At 35.2% G+C, this 18642-nt stretch carries 15 protein-coding genes and 1 pseudogene; 13 read left to right on the top strand and 3 right to left on the bottom strand.

What is annotated here, in order from left to right:
- Window positions 1-49: 49 nt before the first annotated feature.
- The gene (locus CH354_RS14020; protein WP_243396098.1) at window positions 50-331 is read right to left on the bottom strand and encodes a hypothetical protein; all 282 of its coding nucleotides are present in this window, start codon (window positions 329-331) and stop codon (window positions 50-52) included.
- A gap of 238 nt (window positions 332-569) precedes the next feature.
- Here CH354_RS14020 and CH354_RS14015 point away from each other — a divergent pair, with 238 nt between their 5' ends.
- From CH354_RS14015 to CH354_RS13965, 11 genes are read left to right on the top strand one after another with little or no spacing between them, the layout of a single operon-like run.
- Window positions 570-1427, top strand: coding sequence for an alpha/beta fold hydrolase (locus tag CH354_RS14015; protein WP_165780366.1), 858 nt, complete (start codon window positions 570-572; stop codon window positions 1425-1427).
- Complete coding sequence (locus tag CH354_RS14010) at window positions 1427-1969, top strand: PaaI family thioesterase (protein WP_100716001.1); 543 nt, start codon at window positions 1427-1429, stop codon at window positions 1967-1969. Before CH354_RS14015 ends, CH354_RS14010 begins: the two co-directional genes overlap by 1 nt.
- Window positions 1966-3285, top strand: coding sequence for an LIC20035 family adhesin (locus tag CH354_RS14005; protein ID WP_100716002.1), 1320 nt, complete (start codon window positions 1966-1968; stop codon window positions 3283-3285). Before CH354_RS14010 ends, CH354_RS14005 begins: the two co-directional genes overlap by 4 nt.
- Window positions 3276-4256, top strand: coding sequence for an AAA family ATPase (locus CH354_RS14000; RefSeq protein ID WP_100727760.1), 981 nt, complete (start codon window positions 3276-3278; stop codon window positions 4254-4256). Before CH354_RS14005 ends, CH354_RS14000 begins: the two co-directional genes overlap by 10 nt.
- 1 nt (window position 4257) lies before the next feature.
- Window positions 4258-5076: a DUF58 domain-containing protein gene (locus CH354_RS13995; protein WP_100727759.1), complete on the top strand. Its 819-nt coding sequence runs from the start codon at window positions 4258-4260 to the stop codon at window positions 5074-5076.
- Window positions 5069-5911 (top strand): LB_053 family protein, encoded by an 843-nt coding sequence (locus CH354_RS13990; protein WP_100727758.1) that lies wholly within the window; start codon window positions 5069-5071, stop codon window positions 5909-5911. Before CH354_RS13995 ends, CH354_RS13990 begins: the two co-directional genes overlap by 8 nt.
- A 1-nt stretch (window position 5912) precedes the next feature.
- Window positions 5913-6866 carry a VWA domain-containing protein BatA gene (gene batA / locus CH354_RS13985; RefSeq protein ID WP_100727757.1) on the top strand — a complete coding sequence of 318 codons (954 nt, stop codon included), beginning with the start codon at window positions 5913-5915 and terminating at the stop codon, window positions 6864-6866.
- A complete protein-coding gene (batB, locus tag CH354_RS13980; protein ID WP_100727756.1) occupies window positions 6866-8515 on the top strand; it encodes a VWA domain-containing protein BatB in 1650 nt (549 codons plus the stop codon). The genes batA and batB overlap by 1 nt, the downstream gene beginning before the upstream one ends.
- A complete protein-coding gene (locus CH354_RS13975; RefSeq protein WP_100727755.1) occupies window positions 8499-10064 on the top strand; it encodes a BatD family protein in 1566 nt (521 codons plus the stop codon). Before batB ends, CH354_RS13975 begins: the two co-directional genes overlap by 17 nt.
- A 3-nt stretch (window positions 10065-10067) precedes the next feature.
- Window positions 10068-11900 carry a molecular chaperone HtpG gene (htpG, locus tag CH354_RS13970; protein WP_100727754.1) on the top strand — a complete coding sequence of 611 codons (1833 nt, stop codon included), beginning with the start codon at window positions 10068-10070 and terminating at the stop codon, window positions 11898-11900.
- Window positions 11901-11957: 57 nt separating this feature from the next.
- Window positions 11958-14282 carry an ATP-binding protein gene (locus CH354_RS13965; protein WP_100727753.1) on the top strand — a complete coding sequence of 775 codons (2325 nt, stop codon included), beginning with the start codon at window positions 11958-11960 and terminating at the stop codon, window positions 14280-14282.
- Here CH354_RS13965 and CH354_RS13960 read toward each other — a convergent pair.
- A complete protein-coding gene (locus tag CH354_RS13960) occupies window positions 14266-15072 on the bottom strand; it encodes a hypothetical protein (RefSeq protein WP_207764245.1) in 807 nt (268 codons plus the stop codon). The two genes, CH354_RS13965 and CH354_RS13960, sit on opposite strands and share 17 nt — an antisense overlap.
- Window positions 15073-15163: 91 nt before the next feature.
- On the opposite strand from CH354_RS13960, the gene CH354_RS13955 reads away from it, so the two are divergent.
- Window positions 15164-16327 (top strand): AZOBR_p60025 family cell surface glycopolymer formation protein, encoded by a 1164-nt coding sequence (locus CH354_RS13955; protein ID WP_100727751.1) that lies wholly within the window; start codon window positions 15164-15166, stop codon window positions 16325-16327.
- On the top strand, window positions 16324-17151 hold the full coding sequence (locus tag CH354_RS13950) for a 1,4-dihydroxy-6-naphtoate synthase (RefSeq protein ID WP_100716013.1): 828 nt from the start codon (window positions 16324-16326) through the stop codon (window positions 17149-17151). The genes CH354_RS13955 and CH354_RS13950 overlap by 4 nt, the downstream gene beginning before the upstream one ends.
- Here the strand turns inward: CH354_RS13950 and CH354_RS13945 are convergent.
- A pseudogene (locus CH354_RS13945) lies at window positions 17137-18642 on the bottom strand (discoidin domain-containing protein); the annotation flags it as partial. The gene CH354_RS13950 and the pseudogene CH354_RS13945 overlap by 15 nt on opposite strands.

Here is an 18642-nt window from a genome sequence, read left to right as displayed (position 1 = left end):
CTGCAACTTGTGGTCAATAGAATCAAAAATAAAGGATAAAAAAAACGACTCATTTTGAATTTTGCAAAATTCCCTTTAATTCATTAAAATCTTTTAACTGTTCTTGCGAACAGTTGGATAAATGATTCTCTATGTAGGAAAGATCCTCTTCCGCTTTTTTTAGTTGGACCTGTTTGTATTCAGGTTTATGAGTAACCTTTAATACAACTTCTCCCGAGTATCCAGTATCTCCATTCGCTTCAAGAAGAATCGATCTGGCTCTTTTTAAATAAATTGGGATGAGTGATTGAGTTGTGGCATCTTTTGAAAACTCATTTATGCCGGTAGACAAAAGCGTTATTTTTTTTCTATGAATGGAAGTGAGATCTGCCTTTTTTTCACAATCAACTAAAGAGGTACACTGATTCAAAGTTTTGTTTTGTCCCAATATTGTGGATACAAAAGATAAAAAAACTATACACAGCCGAACTAATAACATACCACAAATACCATCAGAGCAAAATAAAGAATCAAGTCTAATTCACCAGATAAATGTTTACAATCCGAAGGTGCCGAGAAACCATATATTTATGTTGCCGATTTCAATTCGCACCAAATTTCACTCGATCGAGGGATTAGAGTGGGGGAATCCACAAGGCATTCCTATTTTGTGTTTTCATGGTTGGCTCGATAATGCAAATAGTTTTGCTCCTCTTGCCCCTTATTTCCCAGAATATAGATTTATCTCAATTGATTTTCCTGGTCATGGCAAATCAAGTCACAAACCCGAAAACACAGTGTATTACTTCGCAGAGTATGCATTAGAAATTGTATCCATCGTACAAACTTTGGGGTTAGAAGATTTTATATTAATGGCTCATTCTATGGGAGCCGCAATTTCTACGTTAGTTGCTGGGACAAATTTATTAAAAATTAAAAAATTAATTCTGATTGAGGCCCTAGGCCCACTAACAAATGTTTCACAATCTGCACCTGACATTATTTCGGAAGCAATCAAACAAATTCTCCACCCGAGAGGTAAAAAAGAAACATATTTCCCTGATATGGAATCTGCGATCACGATTCGCCTCAGAGCAGGGGACATGAATGAAAATTCTGCTTCACTCCTAATGGAAAGAGGAATTGAAAAAACTCCACGGGGACTAAAACCAAGGCGAGATATTCGATTACATTTTAATTCTTTTTTTCGTTATACGGAAGAACAGGTAGTTTCGTTTTGCGAAAGAATAGAGTGTCCAACCTTACTCATACTAGGTGACAAGTCTAATTTCCCAATTGCGAATGCATTCCCCAATAGAAAGTCTGCAATCAAAAACCTTTCCGAAGTGATTTTAAGCGGTGGACATCATTTACATATGGATCACCCCGAAAAAGTTGCGCACGTCATCCACCAATTTTTAAATGAAGATACTCCAAAGGATACCTAATGAATTCACCTATCGAAAATCCATCCAGACATGGTTACGAAATCCACCATGACACTTGTTTTGGTTGCGGAAAAGAAAACCCACTTGGACTTGTAGCAGATTTTACTTTCCACGACGAAACGGGAGAGGTAAATTTCACCTACAATTTCAAAAAACTTTATAATGGTGCACCTGGATTTGTCCACGGTGGTATTTTGTCGACTGTGTTAGACGAAGCTATGGGAGGTTTGTGTTTTCATTTGGGTTACATTGTCATGACTGACACAATGAGTTTCAAATTTCATAAAGCAACTCCCGTCGAAACAGAATTATTAATTCGTGCATGGCCCATTAAAAAAGCCAAAAGGAAGGTTCTTCTCGAATGTGAACTAACTTCTTTGAATGGGGAAATTTTATATGTAAAAGGGGAGGGTGCATTTCATATACTACCTCCAAGATTTTTCTCAGAAAAATTGACAGGCGGGAAAATAGCGATTGCGAATGAATTATTATCTGTTAATAAATTGAAACGAGCACATCTCTTTGACAGGATAGAAACATGAATCGAAAATTTTATGCATTAATGATCACAACATTGCTAATCCAATGTTCCGGTGCATCAGTAAAAGACGGAACAGGAGACCAGGAATTTGAACTCAAATTATCAAAGGGTAAATGGATCCGCACCGAACGATTCAAAAATTCAGGTGGAATTCGAGCTGTTGGAGAAGTGAAAGCAGAATGTGGTGGAACAAAATGTACAGAAGACCAAGTTTCAAAATTTGCAGCACCAAAAATTAAATCACTCCCTAAACATGGTTTTTGGGAAGAATACATTCAATTCGAACAACCAGGGTCAACTCCAGAAAATCCAAAGTATAAATCCACACTTGACCAAATTGGAGAATACGTAGATGGCAAAAAAACCGGGATTTGGAAAAAACCTGATCCTGAAAATCCTCAAAAATTCATTGCTGAAACTCCATGGGTCGATGGCAAAAAAGAAGGAATCTCCAAAACCTTTGATAAACAAGGAAACGTTTCTTCAGAAACAACTTATGTTGATGACAAAAAGAATGGTCCTTACTTCCGAAAAAATAACAAAGGTGAATGGGTTGAAAAAGGTGCATTCAAGGAGAATGAAGAAGATGGAGAATGGTTATATTATTTTGTAGGTTCTGATGGCAATGGAATCAAAACAAAAGTTTCTTATTCAAATGGTTTAAAAAACGGATTAGAAATTAATTATTATAAAGATGGTGCCGTTGAGTCTCAGGGAAATTATTCTGCAGATGTCAGAACAGGCCTTTGGAAAATGTTCGGAAACAAAGGAAATATCTTAGCAGAAGGAAATTATTCAAAAAAGGAAAACTCTGAAAATTTAGATATCAAGTACGAAAGGACAGGGATTTGGAAAGAATACTATCCTGATGGAAATTTATTTGGTACAGGCCCAAGAAAACATACAAGAACTGGTGAGTGGAAGTTTTATTATAAAAACGGGCAAGTCGCCTACCATGGTAATATGGCCAATGAGAGTATGTTAGAATCTGCTAAAGTTTACGACCAATCAGGTAAAATTTTGGGTGAAGGGAAATTGTTTTTTTCACTAGTTAAAATTGATGAGGAACTCCAAGACCTAAAGTTAAATTATAAACCGAGCATACCCTATACTTACTTCTATCCATCTGGAAAAAAAAGAATGGTGATTCGTTCTACCGAAGATGCGACGGAATATTCTGAGGATGGAAAAGAATTAGGAAGAGGGCCTGTAGAACCACAAGGTAGAAAAATGGGATGTTGGACAATCGGTGGGAAAACAGAGTATTACATGATTGATAAACCAATGCCAAAGATGACTGCTTCTCAATGCAAATAGACAAAGAACAAATCAAAGAAATCTCCGACCAAATGAAACTCATTCGGTCGGAACTGGCAGAATCGATATCAGGGATGGATGAAGTGATTCAATCCCTATTTGTAGCACTTGTTGCAAATGGACATATTTTATTAGAAGGTATGCCAGGCCTCGCAAAAACATTGGTAGCTAAAAACTTAGCATCCATTATCGATGCTAAGTTTTCTCGAGTTCAATTCACTCCAGATTTGTTACCAGCTGATTTGATCGGAACAAATATATTCAACCCCAAAACATCTTCATTTGAAATTAGAAAAGGACCTATCTTCACCAACGTATTATTAGCTGATGAGATTAATCGTGCACCTGCTAAAGTACAATCTGCACTATTACAATGTATGGAAGAAAGACAAGTTTCGATCGCAGATCAAACTTTTGATTTGACCCCTCCATTTTTTGTAATCGCAACTCAAAACCCAATCGACCAAGAAGGAACTTACCCCCTTCCTGAAGCACAATTAGACCGGTTTCTTTTTAAAGTAAATGTTGCCTATCCCAGCTTTGAAGATGAAGTTTCAATCCTTCACCAACATGGGAATGTAAATTTTGAAAAAAGATCACTAAAAAAAGTGATGAAACCCAAGGAAATTCAAAGAATTTCAGAAATTTCAAACCATGTTTTTGTAGATCCAAAACTATTTGCATATATTGTTCAATTAACACGCAATACACGACCTGAATCCACATCAGACAAAGACCTAAAAATTTTCCTTTCACATGGAGTGAGCCCAAGAGCAAGTATTGCCTTACTCAAAGTAAGTAGGATCAATGCCTTATTAGAGGGAAGAACGTTTGTCATACCTGAAGACATACAAAGGTATTTTCCTGAAATTGTCAAACATCGACTCCACTTAACAATTGACGCAATCAGTGAAGATGTAAGTACAACTTCCATTATCAAAAGGATTTTAACAGTTACGGAAGTTCCATAAAATGCTTGATCCCGAATTAAAAAGGTTACTCCAAGTATTACAATGGGAATCAAAGAAAAAATTCAATTCAAATAGACGTGGACTTATTTTTACAAATGATAAGGGAAGGGGACTTGATTTTAAAGAAGTAAGAAATTACCAATATGGCGATGACATACGTTATATTGATTGGAATGTAACTTCTCGGACAGGTGAACTCCACACAAAAGAATTTTTCGAGGAAAAAGATGCCACAATTCTTATCTTCATAGATATAAGCCAATCGATGGAAGGTATAAAAGGAAAAACTGCCTTTCAAATCGCTCTATTTTTATCTTTATTTCACATCAAAATTGGGAACCGAATTTTTTTAATCAGTTTTTCGAATCATACGATTTCATCGAACAAATGGTTAAAAACAGAAACGGAAGTACTTACTTATTTCGAAAATCTAAATAAACAGAAACATGGGAACCAAACAAACTATACAGTAGCAAACCAATATGCCTTTAAAATCCATCCAAAGTATGCAGTTACATATTGGATCAGCGATTTCAATCATCTAGAAGAATGGACAAAAACATTTACGATTCCAAAAGTATGGGACCAATATGGAATATGGATTTCGGATCCAATCGATGAATTGAATTTTCCATTTTGGTTAAAGTGGTTCCAACCGATTTCCCAGGAAAGCGTTACATTAAAAAGTTCAAACACAACTTACGATTTAGATAAGACCGCAGCGAAAAATCTATTTGGGAACAAATTGATCAAAATAAATCCAAGTTTGAAATTGAACAACCAAATCTTACCTCTGTTTAAAACACAACAACATGGCTAAACTAGTTTATATTTTTATCCTCTCTGCTTTTCTTTTTTCGATTTTCGCGACACCAAAGGAAACCATACCATCGGGAGAAATATTTGTAGGAGATACAATTCAATATAATATTGAATGGGATATGAGTGTATCGGACGTTAGTTTAGAGGAAGGTAAGTTTTATGAAGATCATACTTTACCTACCTTCGAAATCCAAACTGTAAAAAAAGACAAAAACAAAATCTCTGCATCTATTATCTTTTTTGTACCTGGTGATTATTACTTACCTGTAAAATGGAAGGAGGATGGTAAAGAAACTAATTCAAAACTAAAAATTTCAGTTCTTAGCAACTTAACAGGTGCTGAAACGGAAATTGAAGACATAGAACCACCAATTCAATTTTCAGGTCCTTATGTTTTAAGACTCATTGGTCTCATCGCCTTTACAATTTTAAATTTATACATACTTTATGCTTTATATTTATATTGGAAATCAAAACCGAAGATCATCGATGCACTCTGGGAAAAACCTCCCAAATTATTAGAATCTACCAAAAGATTACATTTGTTGGAACAATACCTCAATTCAGAAACTATAAATGAAAAAGAACTTACATTTCGAATTAGTAATTACTTAAAAGAAGTATACTCGGAAAAATTTGAAGAGAATCTATTGGGCACAACTGACTCTGAATTTTTAGCAATTTTACATGATAAAACTCATATACCTGACTCTTCCATTCGCGACTTAAGACTTTATTTCAGAGACCTAAAATACAATCTAAATACAAATTCAATTTCAAAAGAAGACGCTACCATCATTTGGAATCGTATCAAGAAGGATTTTCTTTTATAATATGGATTACTTCCAAAGACCATATTTATTATTACTCCTAATCCCAATCATAATTGTACTTATTTACCAGTGGAAAACAAACCCGTATGGTCCTATTTCTTTTGTTCAATCCGACAGATTCAAAGAGCATAAATTATCTATTTGGCTAGGATTCAAAAAACATTTTTACATTCTGAATGAGATATTAATTTATCTTGCGATGATATCTCTGGTTTTTGCTTCCGCAGGACCTGGTGCAAAATACAACCTAATGCCAGATAACACAAAAGGTGTCGATATTATGATCGCACTTGATATTTCGGGTTCTATGGTAAATTCTTATGATTTTTTACCAAAAAATCGTCTCTCTGTGTCAAAAGATTTATTAAGAGCATTCATTCAAAAAAGAATTTATGATCGAATTGGGATTGTAGTCTTTGCTGGGGCTGCTTACCTACAGTCACCACTCTCAAGCGACCGAACCGCCTTGGATGAGTTAATTGAAGATACTTCGAATGAAGATATAGAAGAACAAGGTACAGCGATTGGAGATGCACTGGTATTATCTACCTATCGATTGAAAAATTCTGAAGCGAAATCGAAATTGATCATCCTATTAACGGATGGAGTATCAAATACTGGAAAATTAGATCCAGAAACAGCAGCATATACATCTAAATCTTTAGGGATCAAAGTATATTGCATCGGAATTGGTAAAGAAGAAGGCCAATACGAAGTAAATTATGAATCATTACAAAAAATTTCATCGGACACCAGTGGAAAATTTTTTAGAGCAGAATCTCCTGAAGTATTGGGAGAAGTATTAAACGAAATAGATAGGTTAGAAGTTGTCGAATTACCTTCAAAACCTCTTGAAATCCAAGAAACAAAATTCCCTTCCTTTGTATTTTTTGTTTTTGTATTCCTTTTCTTAAATTTAATTCTTAAAATTTATCCCTTAAAAGAGAAACTCTAATGGAATTGAAAACAGTCGTTTTATTAGGATCTTTCACAATTTTTTTGGGAATTCTCGTAACAAGCATCAAGATCTATATCAATTTCAAAGCAACACAACTTATAAATAGACAGCCAGTACTAAAAACAAGAATTAGCACTTCGAATCAGTTTTTATTATTCTTACGTTATTTATCTCTTTTGTGTGCACTCATCTTGTGTTTATTGTCTTTGTATAAAATTAAATCAATTGATGTGGAATCTACAAAGGAATTTGAATCTACAGACATCTTATTTGTAGTTGATGTTAGTTTATCTATGAATGCAATTGATGTAAAACCAAATCGCCTTAAACGTTTTCAAGATCTTATCTTAAGAACACTACCTGAATTAAAGGGGAATCGAATTGGTATTATCGTATTTGCAGGACAATCATTTTCGTTTTGTCCAATGACCACCGACTTATCAGCCGTTTCAGATTATATACAATCGTTAGGCGTAGAGATGGTAGGAACAAAAGGTACAAATTTAGCAGTTGCTCTAGAAAGAGTCGGTAAGGTTCGAAAAAAAAACCAAGGAATCCAATCATCAGTCACTGTCATTGTTACTGACGGAGAGGACCACGAAAAACAATCTTTACCTGATCTAGAAAAGGAAGTCATCGTTTGGGGGATTGGCACAGAGGAAGGTGGACCCATTGAATTTAGGGATCCCAGCACTGGGAAAGGTGGATTTGTTACGTATGACTCCAATTTGGTGGACTCACCTTATGGAGACAATGTTATTGTTTCCAAATTAAATAAGGAATATTTAGAATTCCTAGCAGAAAAATATAATGGAGAATATTCCAACATATCCTTTTATCCAGATGGGAGTTCCATACTCATTGACAAAGTGAAGATGATGAAAAAAAACAAAATCCAACGATTGGAAAAATTTAAAAATGAAGATGGAGCACATCCATACTTGTTACTCTCATTATTGTTTTTTTTATTCGAAAGAATTTTCTCCATCGGAATTCAGAAAAAATCCCCACTTAAAATGATTGCTCTCTTATTCTTTCTCCTGCTTTTCCAAAATCGAATCGAAGCATGGGAGTTAGATCCTGGAGGAAACGCTGTCGAAAGGGGAGTTAAATCTTACCAAAACCAAAATTTTAGTGAGAGCCAAAAAGAATTTTCAAACGCTAAAGAATACATCCAAGATGATCCAAGATTGTTATACAATGAATCAGCAAGTGCTTACCAATTAGGCAAATATAAAGAAGCAAAAGAACTCTCAGAAAAGATCCTTTCCCATCCAAAAGCAAATTCAAATCTCAAATCCAAAGCAAATCTAACACTAGGAAACATTTTTAGTAAATTGGGGCAAAAAGAAAATGCCCTCAATTCATACGTGGAAAGTTTAAAACAAAATCCAAATCAACTCGCGGCTAAAAAAAACATAGAGCACCTAACTAAAAAAAACCAATCCAATCTAAATCCATCAGAAAACCAAAAACAAGGGAATGGAGAAAATTCGAATCCATCCGAATCCAAACCACAAAATGACAAAACTAATCCCTCTAAACAGAAACAATCCGATATCGATAGGATGTTTGAACCTTTCTCCAATGACTCCATTTTAAAAAATAAACGGGGAGGGCCAATTGATAATGAGAAATTTTGGTAAATTGATTCCACTTGTTTGTTTCATTTTCTTTGCTACTATAACAAACATATACTCTGCGGATGTAGAATTTTTTTTTCATCCAAACGAATTTTCTTTAGGAGAGTTTGCAAAATTAGAAGTAAAAGCTTACGGAGACAAACCCTTTCGAACCTTACAAACTAACGTTAAACGAAATGGTGTCAGAATTCGATATGTTGGAAGTGGAACTGAAACTCAAATCGTAAATTTCAAAGTTTCCAAATCTCAAATCATTAACTTTTATGTTGATACAGAACAAGAAGGAAATTTCCAATTACCAGAAATAACAGTTGAATATGCGGGCAAACAATATTCATCACCACCCTTTGAATTTAAAGTCAGCAAAAAAACAAAAAACCCACCAAATAGTTTTTTTAAGTCTTTTCCTTTTGATTTAGATGAACCAACTACCGAAGAAAATCCAGAAGTATCTTTTCATACCAACAAGTCAGTATTTTATAAAGGAGAACCAATTGTTGGCTATTTTGTTTTGTACTATGATCAATATAGGCAACCTTTCTTAGAAAGAGATCCGAACCAATCCATCTCCTTTCCATTTTTTCTTTCGGAAACGTTGAGGCAAGTGACTGTTCAAATCGAACCAGAAGTAGTCAGGAATAATGTACCTAAAAAAACTCTAGTCTTTGCAAAAGAAATTTATGGGTTAACAGCACTTAGATCAGGGAGTTTCCTGTTAGGTAAAACTAAATTTATAACAGGCGACAGCTTACGTTTCAACTCACTCCAACAAACGATTGATACAAAACCTGCCAAAGTCATTGTTTTAGACCTACCAAAAAACTCACCTCTTGATTTTAGTGGCGCGATTGGAAATTTTAAAATGTACATTCTCAATTCACCTAAACAGGTGTACGTTGGTGAAACTGCATACATAGAGATTATGATAGAAGGAGAAGGTGGATTAGAAGGAATTTCACCAATGGTATTTTCTAATCCAAAAATCAAATGCATCAACCAATCAAAGATAAAAAATTTCCAACAATTAGAATCTGAAGAGTATGGTTTCCATTCAAAAGTAAAATTTCTATATGGTTATCAAATCGAAAAAATATCAAAAGAAAATGTGGAACCTATTAAGTTTAGTTTTTTCTCTTTAGCTGAAAAAAAATACAAAACTATCTCTATCAATTTTCCAGAATTCCAAATATTACCGAAAAGAAAAATTGACAATTTGATTCCCCCGAAAAAGGAAAAATTACAGTTAGAATTACCTTTCTTCTCTTTAGTTTTACTTGCAGTTTTAGGAATCTTTGGTTATGTAGCACTTAAAAAGTATAAACTAAATGTGGAGACCAATTCTTTTGTTCGTATGGTTGAAAGTTTTGGCAGAAAACGAGATTTTTTCTTATTAGAACATTTAGAGAATCGAGGTGTGTCAAAATCCGATTCCATATGGCTCACCGAATTGATCAGTGACCACACTGACCCCTCCCATTTATATAAACAATTATCCAAAAAAGATCAAATGAAGGCATTAAATATTGCCAATACTTTAAAACCAAAGGAGTAACGTATGTCAGCTGAAGAAAAAGGCAAAATCAGTGTCGAAACAGAAAACATTTTCCCAATCATTAAAAAATGGCTCTATTCCGAAAAGGATATTTTCCTAAGAGAACTTGTTTCTAACGCAAGTGACGCAATCACCAAACTAAAAAAAGTTGCTTTGACCGAAGAATTCGAAGGCGGTAGTGATTACCGAATTGATTTAAATTTTGATGTCGAAAAAAGAATTTTATCCATTGAAGACAATGGGATTGGGATGACCATTGATGAAGTAAAAAAATATATCAATCAAATTGCTTTTTCTGGTGCAACAGACTTCGCCAAACAATACCAAAATGCTGATAATAAAGCAGAGATCATCGGACATTTTGGTCTGGGTTTTTATTCAAGTTTTATGGTTTCTAAACAAGTAACCATTGAGACTAAATCATACAAATCTGGTCAAGCGGCGGTTATGTGGTCGAGTGAATCAGGTACTGACTTCTCTATCACACCCATTGAAAAAAATTCAAGAGGTACAAAAATTTCTTTGTACTTGGATAGTGAATCAGGTGAGTATCTTGATAAATGGAAATTAAAGGAACTGATCAAAAAATACTGTGACTTTTTACCAGTTTCAATCTTTGTTCAAGGAGAAAAGGCAAATAGAGAAAAACCACTTTGGTCGGAAGAACCTTCAAAACTATCACCTGAGGATTATAAAGATTTTTATTCTTATTTGTTTCCGTTTTCTGGAGAATCTCTATTTCACATCCACCTCAACGTCGATTATCCATTCCGCTTACAAGGGATCTTATATTTTCCAAAACTTACACATGAATTGGAAGCTTCAAAAAATGGGATAAAACTTTTCTGCAATCATGTGTTTGTGAGTGATAACGCAAGTGAGTTAATCCCTCAATTTTTAACCATTCTCAAAGGCACAATTGACATACCTGACTTACCATTGAATGTCTCACGTTCCTATTTACAAAATGATCCCCTTGTCAAAAAAATCTCCAACCATATCATTAAAAAAGTAGCAGACCGACTCATTGATGATTTTAAAAAGAATCGTCAAAAGTATGAAGAAAATTGGAACGATATCTCTATCTTTGTCAAATATGGTGTTTTAACAGATGAAAAATTTTATGATGCAATGAAGGATCATATCATCTTTAAAAATTCCGAAAACGGTTTCTCAACAGTTTCCGAATATTGGGAAAAGAACAAAGAAAAGAACCAAAACAAAATCTTTTATGCAAATGAAACAGAAATGGGTTCTGTTTATATGGAACTTCTTAAATCACAAGGACTAGAAGCCCTCTTAGTTGATTCCAAAATTGATTCACATCTCATCCAACATTTGGAAGGTAAAAATCCAGATTGGAAATTCCAAAGGGTGGATTCAGAAATCGCTGATCAAATTTTAGACAAAGATTCTAAGGCTGAAATAGTCAACGAATCAAATGAAACGGAATCCAATCGAATCACAAAACTGTTTGAAGTATCATTGCCAAAAGAAGGAGTTCAAGTCAAAGTAGAAGCACTAAAATCAGTAGATGTCCCAGGTGTTATTTTACTCCCTGAATTTATGCGTAGAATGACGGAAATGAATTCTATGTTTAACAAAGAAGACACAAAATCAATGCTTAAGTCTCACACTTTGATGGTAAACTCAAAATCTCCTCTTGTAAAATCCGCCTTACAGGCGTTTGAGGGAGTTAACCCAGAGAAAGGTAAAAAATTGGCACGAGTCATCTACGATTTATCTTTACTGTCTGCCAAGGTAATGGACGAAAAAGAAGTCTCAGAGTATACAAAAAGGACGACAGAATTTCTTCAGGAGATTTTTTCTACTTAAGGTAAATTCCTCTCATAAAGATTTGGCAACGATTCCTATCAATGGAATTGTTGCCAAGTGATCCAAATTTGTATTACAAGTCGACTCAGCTCCTTACCCATCGTGGTTGCCTACAAAAAAGGTTACTTCGAAGAATTTGGAGTCAAAGTTACACTTCACCTCAATACTCACCACAAAGCAATTTTACCTTTACTAGATGCTGGTCGAGTGGAAGCAGGTGAGGTGCCAACCATTGCATACTTACAAGACAGTTTTTTAAAGAAATCAAAACTCAAAAGAATTTATAGAGGAATTTATCTTTATCATTCGCCTCTATCTTTTTATTCAAGATTTCAATTCAAACCGGAAGACTTAACTAGAAACAAAGCCTATATCCTACCTGTTCCCCATATCAATTCCGTCGAAAGACTGTTTGCTGAAAAATTCCTAGAAGAATATGCACCAAAAAATCCTGTCAAAGTGCGTTATATAGACACACCAGGCTTTTTAGAAGAAAAAGAATTTTTAAAACCTAACTGTTTAGGACTCGTATCTGATCCATTTTCAAGTCCATTCCTCCGAAACTTCCAAGACTTTGGTAATTCCTTAGAACTACCCATCCTTAAAAAAGATACCTTTTATCCATCCACCTTACTTGCATTTAGTGGAGATGCCATCTTAAAAACCGGAAGAGAGGTATCAGGAGTATTATTAGCTGTTAAAAAAGCCATTGATTTTCTTCAAAATGCAAACAAAAACTACCATGGAAATTTATGGGAAGACCTACAACTTTCTCATTTTTACCCACACTTAAGAGTTGGAGAAACCAAAAACCTTCTCACCGAACATCCATTAATCCAAAAAGGAGTTTTCTCTTACCATGGTGATGAAACTACACTATTCCCGTTACTCAAAGATGTTTATTTTCGCCTAATCCGAAGGGTCATACAACCAGAAGCAGTACAATCTGCCCTAAACTTTGAAGAAATTTTATCTGCATTGGAACCTAAAAAGGTATTCGACGTTAGAAAATTATCAAGTTTCCAAGAACCAACTAATGTAAAATTGCATGCGCCTTCACAAATCAATTACCGAAAACTTAACGCAGTTAGACACTTAATTGTTGATGTCAACTCATTGGTATTGGATATGCTCCAAGGGAATTACAACTCACGCCTGAATACCGATGAAACACTTCAATTGGACAACAGAGTCAAAGTACTCGTAAATTCAATGTTAGACTCTTTTAACGCGAAAATCGAGTTACAAAGGGAAGAGATTACGGAATTAGAAAATTTAATATCGATTTTGGAAATTAAATTAGATAGATCCGCTGTTGACTTACAATACTCGGAAGAAAAATACCGTTACCTTTTTGAATTTTCAAGAGAGGCAATTGCATTAGTTGATGCTGATACGGGAAGTATCCTTGAAGCAAATAACCAATTCCGATCTTTAACTGGATACACCAGAGGTGATATCACAAAAATGAATATCGAAGATATCATTATCGGAAACCAAGTATCCAATCAATTACGTTTTGGATCCGATTTATCTTCCGATACTATGTTATCACTTCCTGATGTTGAAATTTTAGTAAAGGATGGTACCAAGCTGGAAGTTGATATCAGTTTTACCTCCATACTTCTATCTCCTAAAAAGAGATACCAAGTTCAATTCCGACCCAACTCCGAAAGAAAAGAACAAGAAAGACTCCAACATGAATTTATCTCCAATGTAAGCCACGAATTACGTAGTCCAATGACAAATATTCGTGGGTACTTGGAATTTTTTAAATCGGACTCCTCTTTACCATTCAACAAAGAACATATCAATATGTTGGAAGTAATCGATAAAAATGCAAAAAGGCTAAGTTTTCTAATCGAAAACTTACTAAAATTAACAACCTCACGCGAAAAAGATAAAGAAGCCGAAGTGATTGAAATCTTTGACCCAGTCCCTGTGATTGAAGATGTCATTCACATGAATTCACATCTTGCAAAAGGTAAACCAATTGAATGGGAACTTTCTTTAAAAAAAGGTCTTCTGATTCGTGGAATCAAATTCGAATTTTCGCAAATTATAACAAACTTATATGTCAATGCCCTCAAATATACCTTCAAAGGAAAAATTGGAATATCGTTACGCGACGCAAATGGTAAAGTCGAAATCATAGTTGAAGACACTGGAATTGGAATTGACCCCAATTATAAAAATCAAATCTTCGATCGATTTTTCCGAATCCCATCTACAGATAATAAAAAAATAGGTGGAACAGGACTTGGACTTTCCATTGTCAAATCACTGGTAGAAAAAATGTCTGGAGAAATATTCGTTGAAAGTACGATGGGTGAGGGAAGTAAATTTACCATTCACTTCCCAATCATCAATGGGAACGTTTAACCACTTTCTTCTTTTTGGGTGCTACTTTTTTCTTAGGTGGTATTTTTGATTTTTGTTTTTCCGAAACAATGGGTTTGGAATGTAAATTGGATGGGATGTTCTGTAGGTCTAAATTCATTTTAGACAAAAGAACCGACAATTCCATCATTTCCCTCGTGCCCAAAAGTTGCATCATTGCCAATGCTTGGTTCATGCCCAATTTTTTAAAAATTTCCAATACATTCGCAACACCAAAAAATTTTAGAAGGATTGGCAATTCTTCTAATCCTCTTTGTTTGATCCATTTTTTACAATCTGCAACGGAAAGTTCATTCACCAATTGAATGATTGGCTGTAGTTGGATTTTATCAACTAACCATAAAAAATCTCGCATCGGAATTTCTTTTAGTAAAGAGATTGACTTTTGTATTCCTAAGGATTTCAAAACTTCAACACTTGCTTCAGGACCTAATGTTTTTGCTAATAGACCTACATCATGCGGGGGGATACTTTTAGATACAATGGCAAGATCTGCAATGGATAAGGAATGAATAAAATAAACCAAATCATCATCATCATTTTCGCGGATCATCTCCACTAAAATTTTTTCAGGGATTTGATTTACTAACTCAACGACAGTTTCTTCACTCAATTTTTGTGTTAAAACAATGAGTCGCTCTTTTGGTACTTTTCCAGTTAGGGAAAGCAGTTTTTCGTATCCCAAATTTTTCAATATTTGAAAGGACTTTTTTGGACCCAATTTTTCCAAATAATGATACACCGTTTGAATGGTAACGAGAACTTCTTTCATTTGCCCCAACTTTGGATACAAACTGTCAGAATCTTGTTAAAATTCCAGAGAAATTCCTTTCAAAATCTATTAATTTTTACAAAATGGGAGTGTGAAACCGCGGCAACTCTGGATTACCATGTTCTTTTTCATTGTGGGAGTATTGGGGATTATTCAATTTAAAATCTCGCCCTACAACCACTCACTGTCTGCTTTAATTGGAATTTGGGAAGGATTTTATGAAATTAACCCAAACTTAGTGGATCCAAATTTTGTCGTATACAAATCCGGTGGATATGATGGACAATTTTTTTACTTACTCGCAAAAGATTTGTTTAACGACTCCGATTGGAACTTAATCGTAGATAGTTTTTATTTTCGTTACCATAGAATAGGGTTATCGCTTTTTTCTGGATTTGTTTCTCATTTATTAGGAAGCGAACTTTACCCACTGATAACACTTACGATTTTATTTTCTACATTCCTATTTTCTGTTTATTGTTTATACGATCTACTTCCTGAAAAATCAAAATGGTTAGTTCTCTTTTATATCCTTTCTCCATATTCATTAAATTCCAATTTATTATTAGTCGCTGATTCTTTTTTTGTGAGTTTAGCAATTATCAGTTATTATTTTTTTACAAAAAAAAATCTAACTCTTTCGTTTTTATTTTTCCTGATCACAGTTTTCACAAGGGAATTGGGAGTTTTATTTTTAGCACCAATTGTTTTGGGAGCTCTATACCAAAGACAATGGAAACAAGTGATTCTATTTTCCTTACCAGGTATTTTATTTTTGGGTTTTTTATATTTCGGATGGAAAAACTCCCCAAATCATTTAGGAACAAACCCTCTAGGATTCAAAGATATGACTGATTTTCCTTTATTTGGTTTTGTAAAAAGTTTTTTTGATCAAAACCAATTCCAATTCAAACTAAAGGAATTCCCCAAACTACTTTTTCTAGTTTCGTTTTTAAGTATGATTATGATTTCTATTTCATCGATCAAAAACTCATTGCAAAAAGACTTAAACTTACTTGTTCCAATCCTTGGAAGTTTATTAGTCATTGCCATAGCAGAAGAAGGGTATTGGAGGTCTTTTGATAATTTGAGTAGGATGTTTACACTCATTTTACCTTTCAGTTTACTTCTGGAAGGAGTAACGAAAAAACCGAGTTTTAAAATCTTTCTGATTACCTCTCTTACATTATTTTTCTTTCTATTAGTTCGAATTTTTTTCATTACACCAACAAAGGAATATTTTTTAGCCTTATGATTTCACTTGCTTATTCACCCTGCCCAAATGACACTTTTCTCTTTTATCACCTGATTCGTAATACAGACTACCCAGTCAAAGAAGAACTTTACGATGTCGAAAACTTGAATGAATTTGCATTTGAAGGCAAATTCCCTGTAACCAAACTTTCGTTTGCTGCTTTTTTCCACATCATTGATAAATACATTTTATTGGAAACGGGTTCTGCTTTAGGACGTGGTTGTGGCCCACTTCTCGTCAGAAAAAAAAATACAAATACCAACTTAGAAAATTGCCAATCTCTGTATATCCCAGGACAACTGACTACTGCCAATTTACTATTATCCCTTTATACAAATGGGACACATAAACCAACAGCACTTCGTTATGATGAAATCATTCCTAAACTGTTAACAGAAAAAAATAGTTTAGGAGTGATCATTCACGAAGAACGGTTCACATACGAAGAAAGAGGTCTTGAGAAGGTGGTTGATCTTGGTGAATGGTGGGAATCATCTACAGGATACCCAATTCCTCTCGGTGCCATTGCCATCAGACGGGACATCCCAAGAGAAGAAGCACTCAAATTCCAATCGGAACTTCAAAAAAGCCTAAAAGATGCTTACCAAGAACCAAAAGAAATGATGGATTACATCAAGGAAAATTCGCAGAATAAAGAAGATTCTGTGATCAAGGCTCATATCAATTTATATGTAAACGAATTTACGAAATCATTGGGAAAAGAAGGACATGATGCTGTGGCTTACCTTTTCCAAAGAGCGATTGAGGCAGGATTTATCAAAAAACCTACCTCAAATCTATCGTTGTTTTTAGGAGAAAGTTAAAAGACAAAGGATATGGCCTTTATCTCGTTTACATGCTTCCATTGCCTTGGCTACCAACATTCCTGGTTTTAATTTTGACGGATCTGCTTTAATCGCATGACCAGAAGTGAGTCCTGATACCAAAAGATCTCCAGGGTAAATGGGCACTTGTGTTGCGTCCACGTGAAGTTTCGCCATACCAAGTAGCGCAACTAACACATACTCTACGCCCTTTTCCTTTTTCCCGAAAACTACATTAGCATTGGTAACGGCAACACCAATCACATTGGTAGAGTAGGGGTGTTTACTCCTTCCCAGTACTCCCGTTTCTTCTGTAGCTACGAGTAAATCACCAGAAGTGATCACATCTTTCCCATCGAGTCTAAAGTAACGAGCAATACATTCTTCGCCACCATCTTTCGTTATGCGAAGGTTCCCTTCGAAAACTGATTCTCCATTGGCATAAATTGCTTTCCCAGAACCAATCAATTCATATTCAGGAATTCCTTTCCCATCAACAACAATGGCATATTCAGACTGTGAAACAAACCGACCACCTGGTGACGTTGTGCCGGCACCTAAAATTCCAGCTGACCGAGTTGTTTCTTTCCCTTTGGATATCCCGTAAACTCCGATGGAATCTCCAAATCCAACAACACCCGAACCAGAAGAAACCCCTACAAGTCCTGAACCATTTTTCGTATTTTTTCCGTAAATGATTGCATCGTTTGATTGTGGTGGGACAAATCCTTTCGAGATAGATTCGGCTTCGCCTGTAATCTTTAATAATCCTGTATGTGAGTTAAAATCATGTTCCTTTTCAGCGTATGGATGCGTGTGTGGTTTTGGTTCTCTTTTATCTGACAATCTTGGATCATCGGACAAAACAACTTTCCCAGGCACTGCTTCCCCATGATTTGCCAAAACAACAATACCAGCATCGTCAAACCCTGCTTTGGCGAGACGTTTGTCGTTTCCTTGCACTACAACACCGGCCTTATTTTCACCTGAATGTGCGAGTTGGACAATTCCATGTGCTTCCGTATTAGCAAGTTTTAGGCGTTTATCATTCCCCTGCACGACAGTATTTGTTTCCTCACCACCATTAGGCGCTAACTGTACAATCCCTTTTGCAGTTGTTGTGGCATCCTTTAGTCTAGGATCATCGCCAGTTACCACTTTATCAATCGCAGTTTCACCAGCTTCTGCTAGTTGCACAAGGCCTACTGATTTTTTTGTCGCAATTTTTAATCGAGAATCATTACCTTGGACGGCAACACCTGGACGTGTTTCGCCATCTAATGCGAGTTCCACGATTCCAGGGTGATCTGTAGAAGCATTTCGTAACCTCTCATCATCCGATTGGACTACGAGGCCCGGTCTTGCTTCACCACTCCTAGCAAGTCTCACGAGACCATGAGTGAGTTCGGTGGCGATTTTTAGGCGTTTATCATTCCCTTGCACAACAACACCTGGTTTTTCTTCTCCGTCGGATGCAAGTTCCACAATTCC

This window comes from Leptospira levettii (assembly GCF_002812085.1).
Classification (GTDB): domain Bacteria; phylum Spirochaetota; class Leptospiria; order Leptospirales; family Leptospiraceae; genus Leptospira_A; species Leptospira_A levettii.
The sequence above is the reverse complement of the archived record's forward strand: the minus strand, read 5'-3'. Positions and strand labels throughout refer to the sequence as shown.

Coding starts and splice junctions, on each gene's coding strand:
- CH354_RS14015 (WP_165780366.1), top strand. CDS start 570: ATGTTGCCGATTTCAATTCGCACCAAATTTCACTCGATCGAGGGATTA.
- CH354_RS14010 (WP_100716001.1), top strand. CDS start 1,427: ATGAATTCACCTATCGAAAATCCATCCAGACATGGTTACGAAATCCAC.
- CH354_RS14005 (WP_100716002.1), top strand. CDS start 1,966: ATGAATCGAAAATTTTATGCATTAATGATCACAACATTGCTAATCCAA.
- CH354_RS14000 (WP_100727760.1), top strand. CDS start 3,276: ATGCAAATAGACAAAGAACAAATCAAAGAAATCTCCGACCAAATGAAA.
- CH354_RS13995 (WP_100727759.1), top strand. CDS start 4,258: ATGCTTGATCCCGAATTAAAAAGGTTACTCCAAGTATTACAATGGGAA.
- CH354_RS13990 (WP_100727758.1), top strand. CDS start 5,069: ATGGCTAAACTAGTTTATATTTTTATCCTCTCTGCTTTTCTTTTTTCG.
- batA (WP_100727757.1), top strand. CDS start 5,913: ATGGATTACTTCCAAAGACCATATTTATTATTACTCCTAATCCCAATC.
- batB (WP_100727756.1), top strand. CDS start 6,866: ATGGAATTGAAAACAGTCGTTTTATTAGGATCTTTCACAATTTTTTTG.
- CH354_RS13975 (WP_100727755.1), top strand. CDS start 8,499: ATGAGAAATTTTGGTAAATTGATTCCACTTGTTTGTTTCATTTTCTTT.
- htpG (WP_100727754.1), top strand. CDS start 10,068: ATGTCAGCTGAAGAAAAAGGCAAAATCAGTGTCGAAACAGAAAACATT.
- CH354_RS13960 (WP_207764245.1), bottom strand. CDS start 15,072: ATGAAAGAAGTTCTCGTTACCATTCAAACGGTGTATCATTATTTGGAA.
- CH354_RS13950 (WP_100716013.1), top strand. CDS start 16,324: ATGATTTCACTTGCTTATTCACCCTGCCCAAATGACACTTTTCTCTTT.